This is a genomic window from Bradyrhizobium cenepequi (genome assembly GCF_020329485.1).
In the GTDB taxonomy this organism is placed as follows: Bacteria; Pseudomonadota; Alphaproteobacteria; order Rhizobiales; family Xanthobacteraceae; genus Bradyrhizobium; species Bradyrhizobium cenepequi.
On record NZ_JAGKJI010000004.1, the window covers coordinates 88,491 to 108,624 of the forward strand.

At 61.9% G+C, this 20,134-nt stretch carries 17 protein-coding genes and 1 pseudogene; 13 read left to right on the forward strand and 5 right to left on the reverse strand.

Annotated features, from left to right (window positions below):
* Positions 1–2 precede the first annotated feature (2 nt).
* From J6497_RS07440 to J6497_RS07450, 3 genes are all read left to right on the forward strand, one after another.
* Positions 3–1,193: an ABC transporter permease gene (locus J6497_RS07440; protein ID WP_225703608.1), complete on the forward strand. Its 1,191-nt coding sequence runs from the start codon at positions 3–5 to the stop codon at positions 1,191–1,193.
* 274 nt (positions 1,194–1,467) lie between these two features.
* On the forward strand, positions 1,468–2,862 hold the full coding sequence (locus J6497_RS07445) for an NfeD family protein (protein ID WP_225703609.1): 1,395 nt from the start codon (positions 1,468–1,470) through the stop codon (positions 2,860–2,862).
* On the forward strand, positions 2,859–3,620 hold the full coding sequence (locus tag J6497_RS07450) for a slipin family protein (RefSeq protein ID WP_225703610.1): 762 nt from the start codon (positions 2,859–2,861) through the stop codon (positions 3,618–3,620). Before J6497_RS07445 ends, J6497_RS07450 begins: the two co-directional genes overlap by 4 nt.
* An 11-nt stretch (positions 3,621–3,631) precedes the next feature.
* Here J6497_RS07450 and J6497_RS07455 read toward each other — a convergent pair whose 3' ends face one another.
* Entirely contained in the window at positions 3,632–4,522 is an 891-nt protein-coding gene (locus J6497_RS07455) for a ferritin-like domain-containing protein (RefSeq protein ID WP_225703611.1), read from the reverse strand.
* Positions 4,523–4,780: 258 nt separating this feature from the next.
* Here J6497_RS07455 and J6497_RS07460 point away from each other — a divergent pair, with 258 nt between their 5' ends.
* From J6497_RS07460 to J6497_RS07495, 8 genes are all read left to right on the forward strand, one after another.
* On the forward strand, positions 4,781–7,063 hold the full coding sequence (locus J6497_RS07460; protein ID WP_376708178.1) for a 4Fe-4S binding protein: 2,283 nt from the start codon (positions 4,781–4,783) through the stop codon (positions 7,061–7,063).
* The gene (nosZ, locus tag J6497_RS07465) at positions 7,053–8,999 is read left to right on the forward strand and encodes a TAT-dependent nitrous-oxide reductase (protein WP_225703613.1); all 1,947 of its coding nucleotides are present in this window, start codon (positions 7,053–7,055) and stop codon (positions 8,997–8,999) included. Before J6497_RS07460 ends, nosZ begins: the two co-directional genes overlap by 11 nt.
* A 20-nt stretch (positions 9,000–9,019) precedes the next feature.
* The gene (locus J6497_RS07470) at positions 9,020–10,393 is read left to right on the forward strand and encodes a nitrous oxide reductase family maturation protein NosD (RefSeq protein WP_225703614.1); all 1,374 of its coding nucleotides are present in this window, start codon (positions 9,020–9,022) and stop codon (positions 10,391–10,393) included.
* Positions 10,390–11,310 (forward strand): ABC transporter ATP-binding protein, encoded by a 921-nt coding sequence (locus tag J6497_RS07475; protein ID WP_225703615.1) that lies wholly within the window; start codon positions 10,390–10,392, stop codon positions 11,308–11,310. The genes J6497_RS07470 and J6497_RS07475 overlap by 4 nt, the downstream gene beginning before the upstream one ends.
* Positions 11,307–12,140, forward strand: a complete 834-nt coding sequence (locus J6497_RS07480) for an ABC transporter permease subunit (RefSeq protein ID WP_225703616.1) — start codon at positions 11,307–11,309, stop codon at positions 12,138–12,140. Before J6497_RS07475 ends, J6497_RS07480 begins: the two co-directional genes overlap by 4 nt.
* Entirely contained in the window at positions 12,137–12,688 is a 552-nt protein-coding gene (locus tag J6497_RS07485; protein ID WP_225703617.1) for a nitrous oxide reductase accessory protein NosL, read from the forward strand. Before J6497_RS07480 ends, J6497_RS07485 begins: the two co-directional genes overlap by 4 nt.
* 13 nt (positions 12,689–12,701) lie before the next feature.
* Complete coding sequence (locus tag J6497_RS07490) at positions 12,702–13,697, forward strand: FAD:protein FMN transferase (RefSeq protein WP_225703618.1); 996 nt, start codon at positions 12,702–12,704, stop codon at positions 13,695–13,697.
* Positions 13,698–13,848: 151 nt separating this feature from the next.
* Entirely contained in the window at positions 13,849–14,205 is a 357-nt protein-coding gene (locus tag J6497_RS07495) for a YbaN family protein (protein ID WP_225703619.1), read from the forward strand.
* Positions 14,206–14,265: 60 nt separating this feature from the next.
* Here J6497_RS07495 and J6497_RS07500 read toward each other — a convergent pair whose 3' ends face one another.
* Together J6497_RS07500 and ggt are read right to left on the reverse strand one after the other, a co-directional pair.
* Complete coding sequence (locus J6497_RS07500; protein ID WP_376708179.1) at positions 14,266–15,477, reverse strand: ABC transporter substrate-binding protein; 1,212 nt, start codon at positions 15,475–15,477, stop codon at positions 14,266–14,268.
* Between the two features lie 40 nt (positions 15,478–15,517).
* Positions 15,518–17,131, reverse strand: coding sequence for a gamma-glutamyltransferase (gene ggt / locus J6497_RS07505; protein WP_225703621.1), 1,614 nt, complete (start codon positions 17,129–17,131; stop codon positions 15,518–15,520).
* Between the two features lie 158 nt (positions 17,132–17,289).
* Here ggt and J6497_RS41900 point away from each other — a divergent pair.
* A pseudogene (locus tag J6497_RS41900) lies at positions 17,290–17,475 on the forward strand (helix-turn-helix domain-containing protein); the annotation flags it as partial.
* A gap of 15 nt (positions 17,476–17,490) precedes the next feature.
* Positions 17,491–18,195: a LysR family substrate-binding domain-containing protein gene (locus J6497_RS07515; RefSeq protein WP_225703752.1), complete on the forward strand. Its 705-nt coding sequence runs from the start codon at positions 17,491–17,493 to the stop codon at positions 18,193–18,195.
* A gap of 108 nt (positions 18,196–18,303) precedes the next feature.
* Here the strand turns inward: J6497_RS07515 and J6497_RS07520 are convergent, their stop codons facing one another.
* Together J6497_RS07520 and J6497_RS41515 are read right to left on the reverse strand one after the other, a co-directional pair.
* Positions 18,304–18,687 carry a carboxymuconolactone decarboxylase family protein gene (locus tag J6497_RS07520; RefSeq protein WP_028164705.1) on the reverse strand — a complete coding sequence of 128 codons (384 nt, stop codon included), beginning with the start codon at positions 18,685–18,687 and terminating at the stop codon, positions 18,304–18,306.
* A 2-nt stretch (positions 18,688–18,689) separates the two neighbouring features.
* A complete protein-coding gene (locus J6497_RS41515; protein WP_225703622.1) occupies positions 18,690–20,045 on the reverse strand; it encodes an MmgE/PrpD family protein in 1,356 nt (451 codons plus the stop codon).
* Positions 20,046–20,134 lie beyond the last annotated feature (89 nt).

The window sequence follows — 20,134 nt, forward strand, 5'->3', positions numbered from 1 at the left end:
AGATGCGCTCGCTCCTGCTGCAGGTGGCTGCCGTCACCTCCATCAACCTCAAGAGCATTACGCAGCGTCGCTGGCTATCGCTCTCAACGGTGATTGCGATCGCGCTGGTGGTGATCGTGCTGCTCGCATTCCTGGCGATGGCCAATGGATTCCAGCGCACTATCGCCGGATCCGGCGCCGATGATATCGCGATCGTGCTGCGCGCCGGCTCGCAGACGGAGATCAACAGCACCGTGAGCCGCGATCAGGTGCGGCTGATTGAGGACGGACCCGGCATTGCACGAGGCACCGACGGCAAGCCTCTGATCTCGCCGGAACTCTATCTCGTGGTCGACGGTCTCAAGCGCTCCACCAAGACCAAGGCCAACCTGCCGCTGCGCGGGATCGGCGAACAAGGCGTGGCGTTACGGAAGAACATCACCATCACCGCCGGCCGCATGTTCAATCGCGGCAGCAACGAGGTGGTTGTCGGCAAGGCGCTGCTTCGGGAATTCGAAGGATTTGATCTCGGCAGCACCGTCTCGTTCGGCGCCACGCGCTGGACCGTCGTCGGCGTGTTCGAGGCCGGCGGCAGCGTGTTCGAATCCGAGATTTGGGCCGACCTTTCGGTGGTGCAGAGCCTGTTTAACCGCAACAACATCGTTCAGACGGTGCGCGCGCGTCTCACCGGGCCGGGTGCTCTGAGTGAGCTTAAGGGCTATAGCGACAACGATCCGCGGTTGAAGCTTGATGTCAAATCCGAAGCAACCTACTTCGCCGAGCAGGCGTCGCAGACCTCAGATCTGATCCAGAAACTCGGCTGGCCCTTGGCAATTGCGATGGCGCTAGGCGCGCTCGCAGGCGCGCTCAACACGATGTATTCGTCGGTAGCAGCCCGCGCGACGGAAATCGCGACCCTGCGCGCCATCGGCTTTGGCGGCTTTCCCGCCTTCGTCGGCACGCTGGCCGAGTCGCTACTGCTCGCCGCCGTAGGCGGCGTGCTCGGTGCCGCCGCGACATATCTGGTCTTTGATGGTGTCACGGCCTCCACCCTCGGCGGCAACTTCACGCAGGTGGTGTTCGACTTCAAGCTCAGTCCGCAGCTCATTGGTGAGGGCGTCGCACTCGCGCTGATCGTCGGGTTGATCGGTGGATTGTTTCCCGCATTCCGAGCCGCGCGCTTGCCGATCGTGGAGGGACTTTACGCACACTGAACGTTGCTTGCTGCGCCGGCCTCAAGGCATCGGGAAGTACATTATCGACTGCCTCGGGCGACACCGCGTCGCTGGTTCTGATCGCCGCGGGTATCAGGTCAGCTTGAAAAACGCATCCGCAATCCTCCGCTGATCGCGGAGAGATGACAAACTATCTCGCGGTGCATGCGGTGTGCCCTAGCCATCGCACTGCACAACGGCCTGCGTGTAGGTGGTCCACGGCCATTGAGGTCCCGGAACGGAACCCCATATTTTCTGCAAGGGAGTCCTTGCCGTGCAGACCGTAAAGGCGGCCCTCGTTGCGGCGATTGCAGTCGTCGCTCTGCTTGTCTCCATCCTTCCCGGCTTAGCGGAGGAGAACCGGAGGCTTGCATTGACCATTTCGCTCGACGGAGCGATCGGACCGGCGTCGGCGAGTTACGTGAAGGACGCTTTGGTCAAGGCAGGCGAACAACGCGCCGAGATTGTCATTTTGCGTCTGAATACACCTGGCGGGCTCACCACCAGCATGCGCGAAATCATCTCGGATGTGCTCGCTTCACCCGTTCCTGTCATAGGTTACGTCGCTCCCTCCGGCGCCCATGCCGCAAGCGCCGGGACCTACATTCTCTATGCAACCCATATCGCGGCAATGGCGCCGGGCACCAATATCGGTGCCGCGACGCCGGTGCAGATTGGCGGTCCGATGCCGGGTCTACCGGGCACCCCGGACAAAGACGGCAAAGATAGGAAAGATAGCGACCGCCAGAACGAGCCAAAGGATGCCATGACGGCAAAGGCGACGAATGATGCTGTCGCCTTCATCCGCAGCCTCGCCGAACTGCGTGGCCGCAATGCCGACTGGGGCGAAAAGGCGGTGCGCGAGGCCGCTACCCTCTCTGCCAACGGCGCGTTGGAGGCGCATGTCATCGACGTCGTTGCACGCGATCCGGCCGAATTGCTGGGGAAGGTCGATGGTCGCGTAATCGAGGTTCCAAGTGGCAAGACGCAACGCCTGGCGACGAAGGATGCCATCATCGAGATTATTGATCCCGGATGGATATCCCGGTTCCTGGCGGTCATCACCGATCCCAACGTCGCGTTCATTCTCCTGATGGTTGGCATCTACGGGCTAATCTTCGAATTCATGTCCCCTGGCGCGATCGCCCCGGGAATCGTCGGCACGATCTGCCTGTTGCTCGGCCTCTACGCCCTCAATTTGCTGCCGATCAACTACGCCGGCCTCGCCTTGGCGCTGGTCGGGATCGCGCTTCTTGCCTTCGAGGCCTTCAACCCGACCGTCGTGATCGGCATCGGAGGTGTCATCGCGTTTGTACTCGGAGCAGTTATGCTCTTCAGGGCCGAAGCGCCCGGTTACCGACTGTCGTGGTGGCTCATCGCCATCGTAACGGCGACGCTGATCGGCTTTGTTTTCGTGGTGCTCGGTTCGCTTCGGCGCGCCCGCGGCGGCCCGGTACGGGTCGGAGCGCAGGCCATGCGAGGCCTATCCGCCGAGGTCCTCGATTGGTGCGAGAATGAAGGTCACGTTTTTGCGCATGGCGAGCGATGGAAAGCGCGTGGCACCGAAACCCTCAAGCCGGGCGAGGTGGTTGAGGTCGCCAACATTGTCGATCTGACTCTGGTGGTGCGGCGCGCGCCCGTCCCGACCGGCAAGGGAGGAACATCATGATGCTCGACTATTTGACATATGCAGCGCTCGCGCTGGTCGTGATCATTTTTTTCACGCAGGCCATTCGCATCCTGCGGGAATACGAGCGCGGCGTCATCTTCACGCTCGGCCGTTTCACCGGAGTGAAGGGCCCGGGCCTCATCATCCTCATTCCGGTCGTGCAGCAACTGGTGAAGGTCGATCTCAGGGTCATGGTGCAGGTCGTGCCACCTCAGGACGTGATTTCGCGCGACAACGTCTCGGTCAAGGTCAACGCAGTTCTCTACTTTCGCATCGTCGATCCCGAGCGCGCGATCCTCAAGGTCGGCGATTACATGGCCGCGACCAGCCAGCTCGCGCAAACCACGCTGCGCTCGGTGCTCGGCAAGCACGAACTCGACGAGATGCTCGCAGAACGCGATAGATTGAACGCCGACATCCAGGAGATCCTCGACAAGCAGACCGACGTCTGGGGCATCAAGGTCACTGGAATCGAGATCAAGGACGTCGACATTAACGAAACCATGGTACGCGCGATCGCCAAGCAGGCGGAGGCGGAACGGCTGCGACGCGCCAAAGTGATCAATGCGATGGGCGAGCAGCAGGCCGCAGAAAAGCTCGTCGAAGCTGGCCGGATCATCGCCCAGGAGCCACAGGCGATGCAGCTACGCTATTTCGCAGCGCTGCACGATATCGCCGGCGAACGGTCCTCGACCGTGGTCTTTCCGCTCCCGATGAATCTGTTTGACCACCTTGGTCTGCGGAAGGATTCAGCGTGACCCCAGTCCAGTCATTTGCCCGAAGGGCTAACGGGTTCCAGGCTGCGCAGCCAAGCAAGCCGGGCGATGGCACGCTGGGCCAGCATCTGCAGAAGCTCGAGACGTGTCGGATCGTCCGAGCGTTCGGCACCGTCCAGATAGGCGTCGGTCAGAGCCTCGGCGATGGTTTGGGCATCAGTCTCCTGCAACGCAGCAGGAAACGATCCTAATCCCGCGGCTCGGGTCGACATCAGTTGGGCCTCTTCGCAAAGCTCGTGGACGCGGCTCCGCGAATGTCCTTGGAGGCGCGCCTCGAGATCCGCGAGCCGCACAGCCAGACGGGATTCCAGGGCGCCGGCATCCACCTGAGCGATAGCGTCAGCAGCCCCCTCACTCGTGCGCTCCTTGTGCTCGCGGCGATAAGCGCTGCGGCGTTCCTTGCGCAAGGTCGCCACGTGCACAAGCTCCTCCCGTGCCATAGCTTCGGCGGCCTTCCTGATCTCGAGATCGGCGGTGAACGCCGCGATATAGGACCAGAAGGCAAACGCGCGCTCCTCATTGCGCACGGCCATCGCAAGGGCGCGGTAAGGGGTTATTAACCGCGACGCCTTGATCTCCGTCATGGCCTCGACATCGAAGGTCTCCGGTGCGTCCCAGCGTACGAGCGCCGGATCAGGGGCCTTGCCGCGTCGGGACTGCGACCAACGTGTCACGCTATCGACATGCTCGCGCTCGGCGGCCGCAAGCTGGGCGAAGACCGCCGCGAGATCCGCTCTGTTCTGCGCCTGCATGTCTTCGGCAAGCCCGGAATAGCGATCCGCAGCTTCCTTTTCCATCGCGCTGGCAAGCGCAAACAGCTCTTCCAGCGAATGCAAGGTTCCTGCCGGTTCGTTCTTCAACAGCAACGTTCGCATCAACAGCATGAACCACCTGCATAGCTGCGCTTGATCTAGAGCAAACTCGAGCGTTCCCCTTGCGACTAGATAGCCGACCACAACGGGAGTCAACTTGCGGTGATTGGATCGGTGCTCCTGGGGCTGTCAGCGCTGACGGCCCCTTCTCCAGATCCAGCGTGTCATGGAATTCGCGCCCGATTTCGGGCGCGCGAGTCTGTTTTGGGGTGCCTCATGGCCCGGAATTCGTCCGTCGTCCGGCGACGGGTTGCCGCACTCGCGCTGGCCATGATCGTCGCAGTCGGCGTCACCCTCTGGACGAGCGCGGCCCTGGCCGCGAGCGATCTGGTCACCTACCTACCAAAAGCCCAACCCAGCGACTTTTTCGCAAATGCGGATCGATTCGGTCCGCCGCAGGGTGACCCGCCAATTGTTCCGGTTTATCGCGGCGACCAGCTGCAGGGCTTTGTCTATCTCAACTCGGATTTCGCCAATTCAGTCGGCTATTCGGGCAAGCCGATCCACATCCTGGTCGGCATCGACCCCGACGGCACCGTCAGGGGCTTAAAGCTCGTCGACCACAAGGAGCCGATCGTCCTGATCGGAATTCCGCAGCCGCGCATCGTCGCCGCCCTGAACAGCCTGATCGGCAAGGACATGAAGCCGATTGCGCAAGGTGCGGAGCGGCCGCCGCAGGTCGACATCGTCAGCGGCGCGACCGTGACCGTGCTCGTCATGAGCGACAGCGTCGTGCGCTCCGCGGTGCGGCTGATCCGGACCGGACGAATCGGTGGAGGAAGCGCCGCTCCCGCTGCGGCGCTGCCGCCGGTCACAAAGACGCTTGATCTCGGGCAAAGCGAGATTCGCGACTGGGCCAGTCTTGTCGGCGACGGCTCGGTGCGGCGGCTGCACCTGACGATCGGCGAGGTCAATGACGCATTCGCGAAATCAGGAAACACGGCTGCCGCACAGAACCCTGAAGCGGGCCAGGCCGATGATACCTTCGTCGACCTCTATGTCGCACTTGCCAGCGCCCCGACGATCGGCCGCAGCCTGCTCGGCGACGACGGCTATGAGAGACTGAAGGAGCGCCTGCAGCCGGGACAGCAGGCGATCATTATCGCTGGCGACGGCGTCTACTCCTTCAAGGGTTCGGCTTATGTGCGAGGCGGCATTTTCGACCGCGTCGAAATCCTTCAGGAGGGCTCCAGCACCCGCTTTCGCGACCGCAATCATACGCGCCTGGGCACGCTGGCCGCCGCCGGCGCGCCGGACTTCCGCGAAATCGGCTTGTTCGTCACGCCGCCCGAATTCACGCTCGACCCGACGCAGCCCTGGGAACTGCAGCTGCTCGTGCAGAGAAATGTCGGCGGCCGCGACAAGGCATTCCTCACTTTCGATCTCGATTACAATCTGCCTGATCGCTACCTGCGGCGCGAGCAACGTGCTGTGACGGTGCCCTCCAACGCACCTGTGCCCGCGACGCAGACCTCCGTCCCCGCCGCGCAGGTTTCGCTGCCAGCGGACGATGGCGAAGAACCACTGTGGATGCGGATCTGGCGTTCGCAACCGGTCTCGATCGCGATCGCGGCCATAGCGTTGGTCGTACTGACCGCCATCTTCTTCTTTCAGAACATCCTGGTGCGACGGCCGACGCTCTACACCTGGGTTCGCCGCTTCTATCTCGCTTTCGTGCTGATCTGGCTCGGCTGGTACGCCAACGCGCAGCTCTCCGTCGTCAATGTCGTGACCTTCATCAACGCGCTGGTGACCGGCTTCCACTGGGAATTCTTCCTCGCCGCCCCGCTGATCTTCATCCTGTGGTCGGCATCCGCGGCTGCACTTCTATTCTGGGGGCGAGGTCCATTCTGTGGATGGCTGTGCCCGTTCGGTGCCCTGCAGGAACTCACCAATACGGTCGCAAAATGGCTCAAGGTACCGCAGATCACGGTGCCCTGGGGTCTTCACGAACGCCTCTGGCCAATCAAGTACGTTATCTTCCTCGCCCTGTTCGGTCTTTCGCTCTACTCCGTTGCGCTTGCCGAGACCTTCGCGGAAGTCGAACCGTTCAAGACGGCGATCATCCTGAAATTCGCCCGCAGCTGGCCGTTTGTCGCCTATGCGGGCGGATTGCTCTTCATCGGCCTGTTCATTGAGCGCTTCTTCTGCCGCTACCTCTGCCCGCTCGGCGCCGCACTTGCGATCCCCGGCCGGATCCGGACTTTCGAATGGCTGCGCCGCTGGAAAGAGTGCGGATCGCCCTGCCAGCGCTGCGCCAAGGAATGCCCCGTGCAGTCGATCCATCCCGAAGGACACATCAACGTCAACGAATGTATCTACTGCATGCACTGCCAGGAACTCTATTACGACGACCAGCGCTGCCCGCACATGATCCAGGTGCGGCTCAAGCGCGAGAAGTTCCAGGCCATGTCATCGCCTTCGATGCGTGCCGGCGGAGCCGGACCCAACACCATCATCACACACGCGGGCAAGCCGGTGCCGCTGCCGGCTACTGCGCGCTCACAAGTTCTAACCAGCCGTTCACACAAAGGAGACGAACATGGCCAGTGAGAAGCATGACGACGACAAGCCAACGACGATCAGCCGTCGTCAGATCGTGGGAACAGCCGCGATCGGCGCCGCCGGCATTGCCGGTGGGTTGAGCCTCAGCAGGGGCCTTGCGCCCGAGCCGGCTGCGGCACAGACCAAGGCGGCGCCGGCACGCGCCGGCGGCCTGAAGTCGGAGATCGCGCCCGGCGAGCTCGACGAATATTACGTGTTCTTCTCTAGCGGCCAGACCGGTGAAGTCCGCATCATCGGCATGCCGTCGATGCGCGAATTGATGCGCATTCCGGTGTTCAACCGCTGCAGCGCAACCGGCTGGGGCCAGACCAACGAGAGCCGCAAGATCATGACCGAGGGCCTGATGCCCGAGACGCGGGAGCGGCTGAAGGACCGGCTCGGGATCTGGATGAACGGTGACTGCCATCACCCGCATATGTCGTTCACGGACGGCACCTATGACGGCCGCTACGTCTTCATCAACGACAAGGCAAATACGCGGCTCGCCCGCATTCGCACCGATATCATGAAGTGCGACAAGATCATCGAGATTCCCAACCAGTACACGATCCACGGCATGCGCCCCCAGAAATATCCGCGCACCGGATATCTGTTCTGCAACGGCGAATACGAAGTGCCGCTGCCGAACGATGGCAAGGTACTGGACGACAAGAGCAAGTACTGGTCGATCTTTTCCGCCGTCGACGGCGACACCATGAAGGTCGCCTGGCAGGTGATGGTCGATGGCAACCTCGACAATACCGACTGCGACTACCAGGGCAAATATGCATTCTCGACCTGCTACAACTCCGAGAAGGGCGTGACGCTTGCCGAAATGACAGCGAGCGAGCAGGACTGGGTCGTCGTCTTCAACATCAAGCGGATCGAAGAGGCGGTCAAGAAAGGCGACTACAAGGAGATGAACGGCGTGCCCGTGATCGACGGGCGGCACGGTTCGGCCTACACGCGCTATGTTCCCGTATCCAACAGCCCTCACGGGCTGAACACCGCGCCTGACGGCATCCATGTCGTCGCCAACGGCAAGCTCGCGCCGACCGTAAGCGTCATCGACGTACGCCTGCTCGACCAGGTGTTCGACGACAAGATCAAGCCGCGCGATGCTGTGGTCGCCGAGCCCGAACTCGGCTTAGGCCCGCTGCATACGGCTTTCGATGGCAAGGGTAACGCATACACCACGCTGTTCCTCGACAGCCAGGTGTGCAAGTGGAACATCGATCAAGCCAAGCGAGCGTTCAAGGGCGAGAAGGTCAACCCGATCATCCAGAAGCTCGACGTCCATTATCAGCCGGGTCACAACCATGCCTCGATGGGCGAGACCAAGGAGGCCGACGGCAAATGGCTCTTGTCGTTGAACAAGTTCTCCAAGGACCGCTTCCTCAATGTCGGTCCGCTCAAGCCCGAGAACGATCAACTGATCGACATCTCAGCCGACCGCATGCGCCTCGTCCATGACGGTCCAAGCTTCGCCGAGCCCCATGATGCCGTGATCGTGCACCGTTCGAAGCTGGAAGGCCGCGTTCTCAGCATCTGGAAGCGCGACGATCCGTTCTTCGAGGACGCGCGCAAACAGGCGGCGGCCGACGGCGTCACGCTCGAGAGCGACGCCAAGGTCATCCGCGACGGCAACAAGGTGCGGGTCTACATGTATTCCGCCGCGCCCGCCTTCGCGCTCGACACGTTCGAGGTCAATCAAGGCGACGAGGTGACCGTCTATGTCACCAACATCGACGACGTCGAGGACCTGACCCACGGCTTCTGCATCGTCAACTACGGCATCAACATGGAGATCGACTCGCAGCAGACGTCGTCGGTGACCTTCGTCGCCGACAAGCCGGGTGTCTATTGGTACTTCTGCACCTGGTTCTGCCACGCCATGCACATGGAAATGCGCGGGCGCATGCTGGTGCATCCGCGAAACGCGTGACCGTGCGGGCAACACACCATATGGCGTGGTTCGGGATGGCGGCGCTTGCCGCCGCCATCCTTGTCGCGCGCGCGTCGGCGGCGCAGCTTGCGATTACGCCAGAGGTGAGTGACCTGCAGGCGGTGCTCGACCAGGCGGCGGAAGGCGACGAAGTGCGCCTCTCCGCCGGCACCTATCGCGGGCCGCTGCGGATCGCCCACCGCATTATCCTTGCCGGCGAAGCAGGCGCCGTCGTCACGGGATCCCGCCAGGGCAGCGTCGTGACCGTAACCGCTGCCGGCGCCGTGGTGCGCGGCCTCGATGTGCGCGGGTCCGGCCGTTCGCTCGAGACGATGGACTCCGGCATTTTCGTCGAACAATCCGCACGCGACGCCGTCATCGAGGACAATCGCCTCGAAGACAATCTGTTCGGCATCTATGTGCACGGGGCTCCCGATGCCGTGGTCCGCCACAACCGCATCACCGGCCTTCGCCAGGCGCGGGTCAGCGAGGCCGGCAACGGCGTGTCGGTGTGGAATGCGCCGGGCGCCAAGGTGATCGACAACGAATTTCGCTATGGGCGCGACGGCATCTTCGTCATCTCGAGCCGCAACAATCTGTTCAGCGGCAACCGCTTCAGCGACCTGCGCTTTGCGATCCACTACATGTACGCCAATGACGGCGAGATCACGAATAATGTCTCGACCAGGAATACCATCGGCTACGCCTTCATGTTCTCGAACCGGCTTATAGTTCGGGACAATGTTTCCGACCACGATCGCGACCGAGGTATCCTGTTCAACGCTGCGAATGGTTCGAAGATCACAGGCAATACCGTGATCGGGGGATTGCAGCAGGCTGAGCGCTGGGCGACGTCCGATACCCGAACGGCGGACGATGGCATGTCGCAGATGGGTGCCACCGCGCCGGCAGGCCCGGCCAAGGGCCCGCGCCTGGGCCCAGAGAAATGCGTGTTCATCTACAACACGAACAACAATAGGTTGGAGAACAATTGGTTCGAAGGCTGTGAAATCGGCGTGCATTTCACCGCAGGCTCCGAAGGCAACGCCATCACCGGCAACGCCTTCGTCAACAATGCCAACCAGGTCAAATATGTCGGCACCCGCCATCTCGACTGGTCCAAGGGCGGCCGCGGCAACTACTGGAGCGACAACCCTGCGTTCGATCTCAACGGCGACGGCATTGCCGACACGGCATACCGGCCAAACGACCTGATCGACCGGGTGTTATGGACCGCACCTGCCGCAAAGGTGCTGATCAACAGTCCCGCCGTGCAGGTGATCCGGTGGGCCCAGGGGCAATTTCCCGCCCTGCTCCCCGGCGGCGTCGTCGACAGTCATCCGCTGATGTCGCCGCCGGCACGCCGCATGCTTGCGGAAGGGATTCGCCCATGACCGTTACGGTACAAATAACCGACGTCAGCAAGCGGTATGGCCGCATCGATGCGGCGTCCGGCGTCTCGTTCGAACTCGGCCAAGGCGAAATGGTCGCCTTGATCGGCCACAACGGCGCCGGCAAGACCACGCTGATGAAGTTGATGCTGGGTCTGATTCACCCGACGCACGGCTCGATCCGGGTTCTGGGGGAGGATCCCGCCGCAGGTCAGTTTTCGGCACGGCGCCGGCTCGGCTACCTGCCGGAAAACGTTTCCTTCGATGCTTCGCTGACGGGCCGCGAGACGCAGCGATTCTATGCCAGACTGAAGCAGGAGCCGCTCGCAAAGGCAGAGCAACTGCTTGACGTCGTAGGGCTCGGCGCAGCCGCCGACCGGCGCGTCGGCACCTATTCGAAAGGCATGCGCCAGCGGCTCGGCCTGGCGCAGGCGTTGATCGGACGGCCGCAATTGCTGCTGCTCGACGAGCCGACCACCGGTCTCGATCCTGAACTGCGCCAGACCTTTTATGACGCGATCCAGCGGCTTGCCGCCGAAGGCACCACGGTTCTGCTCTGCTCGCATGTGCTGACTGAACTGGAGGAGCGGGCGGGACGCGTCATCATCATGAATCGCGGCGTCAAGGTCGCCGACGGATCGCTCGACGAGTTGCGACGCCTTGCACGGCTGCCGACCAAGATCCGCCTCAAAGTGTCCGGTCTCGCTTCCGGCGAGGTGCCGTCCTGGCTAGCTGCATCTACGCCACATCGGCGGCTGAACGGGCATATCGTCGAGATCGACGCGGCGCCCGAGCAAAAGCTCGACCTCCTGCGTCGCGTGATGGCGGCGGGGACGTCGGTCGAGGACCTCGACGTGATGTCGCCGAGTCTTGATGAGCTCTATGCCCATTTCCTGCGATCGGCGGAGACGCCGCGATGAACGCCATCCTTACCATCACGGCCAAGGAAATCCGCCAGGCCATCCGCAACCGCTGGGTGCTTGCCGCAACGCTGCTGCTGGCGGCCCTTGCGCTATCGTTGACCTTCCTGGGCAGCGCACCGAGCGGCAGCAATGTGGGTGCGCGACCGCTCGATATCGTCATCGTCAGCCTGTCGAGTCTCACGATCTTCCTGGTGCCGCTTATTGCGCTACTGATCTCGCATGATGCCATCGTCGGCGACATGGAACGCGGCACCATGCTGCTGCTGCTGAGCTATCCGGTGGCCCGCTGGCAGGTGCTGATCGGCAAGTTCTTCGGGCACCTGGCGGTGCTGGCCTTTGCTACCTGTCTCGGCTACGGCGCGGCGGTCGGCGCCTTGCTGGCAACCGGCAGCCAGATGGATCGGGAGGGGCTCGCCGCCTTCGCCGCCATGATCGGCTCGTCCGTGCTGCTGGGCGCGGTATTCGTCGCGATCGGCTATTGGGTCAGCGCGCTGGTGCGCGACCGCGGCACCGCTGCGGGCATCTCGATCGGCCTGTGGCTCTTGCTCGTGCTGGTCTACGACATGGCGTTGCTCGGCCTGCTCGTGCTGGACAAGGGGCAAAACATTTCCGGCAGCGCGCTCAATGCCTTGCTCCTGCTCAACCCGACGGATGTCTACCGGCTGTTCAACCTGACCGGATTTGCCAATGTAAGCATGTTCTCGGGCATGGCAGGCCTTGTCGGAAGCGCGACGCTGTCCGCGGAGTTCCTGGTCGCGGTGCTGGCGCTGTGGACCCTTGTACCGCTGGCATTCGCAAGCCTGTCGTTCTCGCGGAGGGAGCTATGAGGCGGATTGCCCTCGTCCACGCACTGGTCGCAATGATCCTGCTCGCCGGCTGCGGTGAAAAGCAACAGGCTGCGCTGCCGCCGCCGCTCAAGATGACGGCTGAAGCGACCGGCCACTATTGCGGCATGAACGTGAGCGAGCATCCGGGGCCGAAAGGACAGATCTTTGCGGCGAGCCTGATCGAACCGGTGTGGTTCTCCTCGGCGCGCGACGCGATCGCTTTCACGATGCTGCCGGACGAACCCAAGGACATCCAGGCCATCTACGTCTCCGACATGGCGAAGGCGGCGAGCTGGGACAAGCCCGGTGCGGACAATTGGGTCGAAGCGCGGAAGGCACTGTTCGTGATCGACAGCCGCGTCAAGGGCGGAATGGGCGGTGCCGAGGCCGTGCCGTTTTCGGACCGCGGCGCGGCAGAAAAGTTTGCCGCCGAGCACGGCGGGCGGATCGTCGGCTTCACCGAGGTGCCGCGGGATTATGTGCTGGGATCGAACGAGACCAGCACGGTGCCGGATGACAAGGCATCCGCGCCCGGCTCGACCAACTGAGGAGGAGACATTCATGGCCCAGGTGTTGTCGCGCCGCCGTTTCATCAGCATCAGCGCCGCAGCGGCAGGCCTTTCCCTCGTCCCATTCGGACACGAAGCAAGCGCGGACGCCAAGCTCCTCACGTGGCGCGGCACGATGCTCGGCGCCGTCGCCACCATGAAGATCCATCACGAGGATCCGCGTGAAGCAGAACGGCTGATTGCGGCAGCCCGCATGGAAGCACGGCGGCTCGAGCGGCTGTTCAGCCTTTATCTGGACGACTCCGCGCTGGTCGAGCTGAACCGAACGGGTGTGCTGGTCGACCCTGCCTTCGAACTGGTGCATCTCATGGAAATTTCGCTGCGCTATGCGGAACTGACGAACGGCGCGTTCGATCCAACCGTACAGCCGCTGTGGCGCCTCTACGCAGATCATTTCTCGCAGCCTCATGCCGATCCCAATGGCCCGGCCCGGGCCGAAATGCGGACAGCCCTTGCGAAGGTCGGCTACCAGCGGCTTCGCGTCAGCCGCGACCGCATCACGATACCGCGCGGTGCCGCAATCACCCTGAACGGCATTGCGCAAGGCTATATCACGGACAGGATCGTCGACCTCCTGCGCGCGCAAGGTATCGCGCGCAGTCTCGTTGACATGGGCGAGAGCCGCGCCATCGGACCACGTCCGGACGGACAGCCTTGGGAAATCGGGATCGCCGACCCCGATTCGGCGGGCCTCACCGCGACAGTCATTCCGATCGTCGACCGCGCAGTATCGACATCAGGCAGCTACGGCTTCCGTTTCGATGCCCGCGCCTGCTTCAACCACCTGTTCGACCCGTCGAACGGCGGCTGCGCCGAACGGTACCGCAGCGTGACGACCGTCGCAGCCGACGCGACCGCCGCCGACGCGATGTCGACCGCCTTCAGCCTGATGGCGGAGCCGCAGATCCGCTCCTTGCTCGTTCCTGCGAAGGTCGAGCGAGTGCACCTCATCGATGCCGGAGGAAATGCGTCTGATCTCGCCGCGTAGGTTGACGCATCGGCCGACAAAGCGCCCGTGAAGCTTGCCCAATGATCGAGTTCTCAGCGAAGATCGGCAAAGGTCCGCGCATGGCCTGCTTGGGACTATGATAAGCTCGGCATCCGTCACAAGCCCTCGCTCTTGCACGTGGTTGCGGCTGATGCGTCGCGTTTATCTTGTTCTCGGTCTTATCTTCATCGCCATCGGCGTTGTCGGTGCATTCTTGCCGGTGCTCCCGACAACGCCGTTCCTGATCCTTGCCACGACCTGCTTCGCACGATCCTCGCCGCGGCTTGAAAATTGGCTTCTCTCTCATCCCCGCTTCGGGCCGCCGCTGCATGCGTGGCGTGAGCACGGCGCGATCCCCCTGAGAGCGAAACTGCTGGCTCTTGCCGGCACGAGTGTCGGATTCTTGCTATTCTGGATCGGGACCGCGCCTGGCCCGATCCTGACGGCAGGCGTTGGAGTACTCATGCTCACGGGTCTGGTCTACGTCTTCAGCAGACCGTCGGCTTGAACTTGAACAGGCTGGTTCTGGCGTCCCCTTAAGCATTACGCACCAGGACTAAATGCAGAGCTATTTTTCAATCAGCGGACATTGGCTTTCGGAGAGCGGACGGAAGGATTCCTTGCCGGACATCTCAGCCAACACCTGATAGAAGTCGCCGCGATATTTGGATTCGGCGGGAGACTTCACCTTCATCAGGTAAGTCTTGTGCATCACACGACCGTCGGCCCGGACTTCAACGTTCTTGTTGTAGAAATCGTTCACCGGCATTTCCCGGATCTTCGCGGCGACGGCCTTGCCGTCATCGCTGCCGGCCGCCTGCACAGCCTTCAAATAGTGCATCACCGAGGCATAAGTTCCGGCCGTGATCAGATTCGGGATAAAGCCGCCGGAGCGTTCCATAAAGCGCTTGGCCCAGGCGCGGGTCTCATCGTTAGTATCCCAATAGAATGAAGTGGTCAGCGTCAAACCTTGGGCTACGTGAAGTCCAAGCCCCTCGATGTCGTTGATATAGATCACCAGGCTCGCGAGATTTTGCCCGGACTGGACGATACCGAATTCACGAGCCTGCTTGATGGCGGTCAGCAGATCGGCGCCCGACATCGCCAGTCCGATTTCCTTGGCTTTCGACGCTTGCGCCTGCAAGAGGAACGAGGAGAAGTCCGGTGAGCCAAAGGGAAAACGCACGCTGCCGACTACCTTGCCGCCATTCGCCTCGACGAAACGGCTCGCATCATTCTGAAGAGAATGACCGAAGGCATAGTCGCTGGTCAGAAAGAACCAAGAGGTACCACCCTGTTTGGTCATCTGGCTCGCGGTACCCTTGGCAAACGAGTAGGTGTCGTAGCTCCACTGCGTCGTGGTCGCCGAACAGGACTTTCCCGTGAGCTCCGTGGTTGCTGCGCCAGAGATCAAGAGGATCTTGTTGCGCGGACGCGCAATCTCTTGCGTCGCCAGCGCGACCGCGGAGCCGGCCACATCCGTGATCGCATCAACGCCCTCCGTGTCAAACCACTTGCGACTTAACGTAGAGGCGATGTCGGCCTTGTTTTGATGATCCGCGGTAACGACGACGATCGGCTTGCCGAGCACCTTCCCTCCGAAATCATCGACCGCCATCTGTGTAGCCTCAACCGAATGCTTGCCGACGAGATATGAGAATCCACCTGAGTGGTCGGTCAATACCCCAATTTTGACCGCGTCGTCGGAAACCTGCGCATGCGCTGTGGCGCACGATGCCAACACAGCCGCAACGACCACTCCCAAGCTTGATGCCTTCACAATCATTCTCCCCTCTGGAATTTCGGTTGTTGTCTGAGGCTCAGATCCCCAGTGCGATCCCGTCGTGTCCGGGATCGGCGCCGCCGTCGAGCTTGTCGCCATCAATGTGGATGCCGTGGACGGCCGCGAACCCAAACGTGTACGGACTGCGGATCACCTCGTAGCCCTCGGCCTCGAGCTGCCTGGTCGTGCGATGGATGATCCGATTTGAAACGTCGATGGCATTGCTGGTTGCCGAGAACCGCGGCGCGCTCACCGCTTCGGTCATCGTCATGCCGAAATCGAGGACGTTAAGGATCGCTTGCAGCACGCCCATCGCAATCTGCGTGGCGCCCGGAGCGCCAATCACCAGATGGGGCTTGCCCCCACGAAAAATGATCGAAGGGCACACCGAAGTGAAGCGCGCCTTGCCTGGCGCAATGCTACCAGCCCGGCCTGGCCGAGGATCGAACACGGCCATGCAGCCGTTGTAAAAGAAGCCAAGGCCATCGGTGATAACGCCGGACGGCATTCCAAGCGAATGCGTCATGGTCACGCAGTTGCCGTCGCGGTCGATGACCGAAACCTGGGTTGTATCCTTCGACGGAAATCCGGAATTGAGCCGTGGCACATCTGCTTTGACCCGCGCGGCGATGTCCTTCGCCATAGCGGCAGCGTAGTCCTTTGACGCCAGGCGTGAAATGGGAACGTCGACGAAGCCGGGATCGCCTATGAAGTTATCCTTGTCGATGGTCGCGCGCTTCATGGCTTCGCATACGACGCGGAGATACTCGGCGCTGTTATGTCCCATATCCGCCAGATCGAAACGCTCAAGCATATTGAGCATCTCGATCAGCATGAGGCCACCGCCGGGCGGATTGTTGGTGGTAACTTCGTAGCCGCGATATGTGCTTCGCAGCGGATCGAGCCATTTGGGCTGATACGATGCGAGATCCTCAGCCGTGATCAGGCCGCCGTGCTCCCGCATGTCGCGTGCGATGCGCTGCGCTAGCTCACCCTTATAGAAAACGTCCGAGCCGCCCTCGGCAATCAGGCGGAGCGTCCTGGCATAATCCGGATTGCGCACGAGATCGCCCACGCGCTTCGGCGTGCCGTCGTCACGGCAATAGAGGCTGCGCCCGGATGGCGAGAATGCCAGCCGCTCCACGCCTGAAGCACGCCCCATTGTGCCAGGATCAGACCAGAAAAACTCGACGTGCGGACGCACCATCCAGCCGCGCTCGGCCCACTCGATGGCTGGAGCCACAATATCGCGCCACGGCAGGACACCGAATCTGGCGTGTGCCTCGAAATATGCTTTCAGCGACGCCGGAACGCAGGCCGACTGATAACCGACGTCATTGACCTTGCCCCTGAGAATAAAGCCATAGCCATCCCTCGCCTCACCTTCGATCAGGTGCGCCCACATATCGGGGCGCGCAGCGGCGGGCGACGGGGCATGAAAGTCGAGATATTTGTGAAAGTTCTGCGCCGGGAAGTAGATGCCGGCGCTTCCGAACCCGGCGATGCCGGTCATCAGCGGGTCCACCACGCCCTGCACGAGCGCGCACGCGATCGCTGCATCGATAGCGTTGCCGCCGGCCTGCAGCATCGTCGCCCCTGCCTCGGCCGCTTCGGCTTGTGCCGCAACAATCATCGCCTTCGCTTGGGGCATGTTTCCTCCGTTTCACTTCACTGATGGGGTCGCAGCAGCAGAGAACTACGGCCGCATTCCGCAATCGCATTGTTGCTCACCGGTTTGGCAAATAGTATTCATGCCTGTCCAATACCAAGTGAGCGCTAATTGATAACCAGGTGATATCAATTCCCCAGATGGTCCATCCCTCGCTTCACGCCAAGACGCAATACTTCCTTGCCGTGGCGGAGACGCTTAGCTTCCGAAAAGCCGCTCGGATGCTCGGAATTGCACAGCCGGCTCTCAGCCGCAGCATCCGGCAGCTTGAGAGCCAGTTCGGCTTCCCCCTGTTTGAGCGCTCGACGCGTCACGTGGCGCTAACCCCCGCCGGCGAAACCTTGTATCGCGAAGCGGCCGAAGCGATGCGACGGCTAACACGTGCGTTCGCGCGCGCCGGCGCCGTGGCGCAGGGTCTCAGCGGTACGGTGAGGGTCGGCTACTCAACGTTCGCCGCAACTGGCCCAATGTCGGATGTCATCATAGAGTTCCGCAAGAAGTATCCGGAAGCCCAGGTCGGTCTCCGATTGCTTGCATCATCGGAGCAATCCGAAGCGCTGAATGAAGGCACTATCGACCTCGGATTCATGATGTCCAATGTGTCGTCGGGTCCGCAGAAAACCATTCCTATCTCGTCTGAACGGCTCATCGCGCTTGTGCCCGCCAGTCACGCTTGGGCCAGGCAACGATCGATAACACTGCGACGCATGGCGACGGTACCGATCGTGATCGGTACTGCAAGTCGATGGCGCGGCTTCAGGATGCTTGTCGATGATATGACTGCGGCGAAAGGAGTGACACTGAACGTTGTCGAGGAGGCCGACGACTTGCCGGTGCTGCTTCAACTCGTGCGGTCGGGCTTCGGCTGCACCATTCTCGATGCGTCCTTCATTCCGACGTTACCGCCGGGGATCAAGCCGCTCGAAATCAAAGATGCCAGAGCAACGCTGGACATCGCGCTCGCCTGGCGAGAGGACAGCCTGTCCCCGCTCACCACTCGGTTTATCGAGGTCGCGAGAGAACTGATCAAAAAGCCAGCCGGCTAACGGCTGTGCCACGATCAGGCCACAGGCGGACAACTCAGAGGCGTTGATCTGATCCCAGGATGGCCCGTCGGCCATCGCCGAGAAGCGAGCCGACGAGCCTGCTGCAGATCATTTCGTCTCAACCTCATTGAAAGCATCACGTGCATTGCGGAATGCGTCTATGCCGGCGGGCACTCCGCAATAGACCGCGACCTGCAGCAATATTTCCTTGATCTCGTCCTTGGTAAGCCCATTCTTCAGGGCGCCCTTGACGTGAAGCTTCAGTTCATGCGGCCGATTGAGCGCGCCGAGCATCGCCAGGTTGACGATCGAGCGGGTGCGCCGATCGAGTCCGGGCCGTGTCCACAGCGCGCCCCAGCAAAACTCGGTCGACCATTCCGCCATCGTCCGGGTGAATTCGTCGGCACCCGCGATGGATTTGTTGACGTAGTCCTCCCCGAGTACTTCCTTGCGAACTTTGAGGCCCTTTTCGAACAACTCGCTTTTGCTCATGATCATCCTTTCAGGTTTGGAGAGCGTTGCATCAAGTCCGAGATGTCATCGAGCGCGTCGATTTGCCAGACTGCCTCGATGACACCGTCCGCGTCCCAATCGCTTTCACCAGTCCGCACGCAGTCGCGCAGCTTGGCTTCGATGTCGCGATCGGTGAGCGGATCGGCCAGACTGCCCCGCGGGAACGTGACGGTCTCGGTGAAGACTTCGCCGGTCACCAGGCGCACACTCACGCGTGCCGCGCCATCGGACAGCACGTGGTCAAACTCAGCCCTCACCTTCCGCCGCAACGCCGCGACGTCTGGCTGGAACACCGTCTCACGCGTAAATTCCGCAATGCCGGCCGCGCCGATCAGCAAGCCGCATGCGACACAATGATGGATACTTACGCGCGCATCGCGCTCGGTGTGCACTGGCCGGTCACCGCGCGCCAGCAACAATGCGGAGCCTTGCACTGTCACCGAATCAATCTGATCGGTTCGCCGGTCGATCCGATCGCGAAGACGGAAGCAACCGTCGATAACAGCGTGGAATACGATGCCGGCCGGATAGGGCTTGTAGGTATTTCTTGCAATCTCCCAGGTGTTGCCAAGGCCACTGAGCAGGCGGTCGAGATCGGGTTCGTCGCCCATGGTGCGCGCCCAGCCCAGCGGCCCTTCGATGGCGCGGGGTGCGGCCTCATATCCTTGCTGAGCAAGCAGCGCGGCAAAAAGCCCGTTCCGCGCAGCATTGCCGACGCTCACATTCTTGGCGGCGGTCGGCAGGTTCTCGACATTGCCGGCCGACTGGCTCGCGGCGATCCCGATCGCGTTCGCAATGCCGTCCGCCGGCAGCCCCAGCAGCTTTGCGCAAGCCGCCGCCGCGCCGAATATCCCGCAGGTCGAGGTGATGTGCCAGCCACGCGCATAATGGCGCGGCGAGACCGCATTGCCAATGCGGCACTCGACCTCGACGCCGAGGATGAATGCGGTCAACACATCGCATCCCGGTAGCCTGCGCGCCTGCCCAAGCGCCAGCACCGGAGCGGCGACTGGCGCAGCCGGATGAATGATCGTTTCGGGATGCGTGTCGTCGAAATCGAGCAGGTTGGCAGAGATCGCGTTGACGAATGACGCGCAAAGCGCATCGAACCGCTCAGAGCGGCCGATGATCGTTGAGGTCTGCGAGCCGCTGAACGGCGACAATGTCCGCAACGCGGTTGTCACCGCGGGATCATGGGCCGAACCCAGCGCGGTCGCAAAGAAATTGAGAATTGACCGTTTGGCATCATGAGCTTCCCTCGCGACATCAGCCCATGACGTGGCGGCGACAAATTCGGCGAGCGTCCGGCTGACGCTTGAAACCTCGTCTTGTGGCACCTGAGCGCGTTCCTCTTCTTTCCGAAAACCTTATGCCGACCCGCGGCTAACTGTCGACCACAAAATGTTCTGCTTGACAGATTGACTGA

Coding starts and splice junctions, on each gene's coding strand:
- J6497_RS07450 (WP_225703610.1), top strand. CDS start 2,859: ATGATGCTCGACTATTTGACATATGCAGCGCTCGCGCTGGTCGTGATC.
- J6497_RS07440 (WP_225703608.1), top strand. CDS start 3: ATGCGCTCGCTCCTGCTGCAGGTGGCTGCCGTCACCTCCATCAACCTC.
- J6497_RS07470 (WP_225703614.1), top strand. CDS start 9,020: ATGGCGTGGTTCGGGATGGCGGCGCTTGCCGCCGCCATCCTTGTCGCG.
- J6497_RS07475 (WP_225703615.1), top strand. CDS start 10,390: ATGACCGTTACGGTACAAATAACCGACGTCAGCAAGCGGTATGGCCGC.
- J6497_RS07490 (WP_225703618.1), top strand. CDS start 12,702: ATGGCCCAGGTGTTGTCGCGCCGCCGTTTCATCAGCATCAGCGCCGCA.
- nosZ (WP_225703613.1), top strand. CDS start 7,053: ATGGCCAGTGAGAAGCATGACGACGACAAGCCAACGACGATCAGCCGT.
- J6497_RS07495 (WP_225703619.1), top strand. CDS start 13,849: ATGCGTCGCGTTTATCTTGTTCTCGGTCTTATCTTCATCGCCATCGGC.
- J6497_RS07460 (WP_376708178.1), top strand. CDS start 4,781: ATGATCGTCGCAGTCGGCGTCACCCTCTGGACGAGCGCGGCCCTGGCC.
- J6497_RS07480 (WP_225703616.1), top strand. CDS start 11,307: ATGAACGCCATCCTTACCATCACGGCCAAGGAAATCCGCCAGGCCATC.
- J6497_RS07485 (WP_225703617.1), top strand. CDS start 12,137: ATGAGGCGGATTGCCCTCGTCCACGCACTGGTCGCAATGATCCTGCTC.
- J6497_RS07455 (WP_225703611.1), bottom strand. CDS start 4,522: ATGCTGTTGATGCGAACGTTGCTGTTGAAGAACGAACCGGCAGGAACC.
- J6497_RS07520 (WP_028164705.1), bottom strand. CDS start 18,687: ATGAGCAAAAGCGAGTTGTTCGAAAAGGGCCTCAAAGTTCGCAAGGAA.
- ggt (WP_225703621.1), bottom strand. CDS start 17,131: ATGCCCCAAGCGAAGGCGATGATTGTTGCGGCACAAGCCGAAGCGGCC.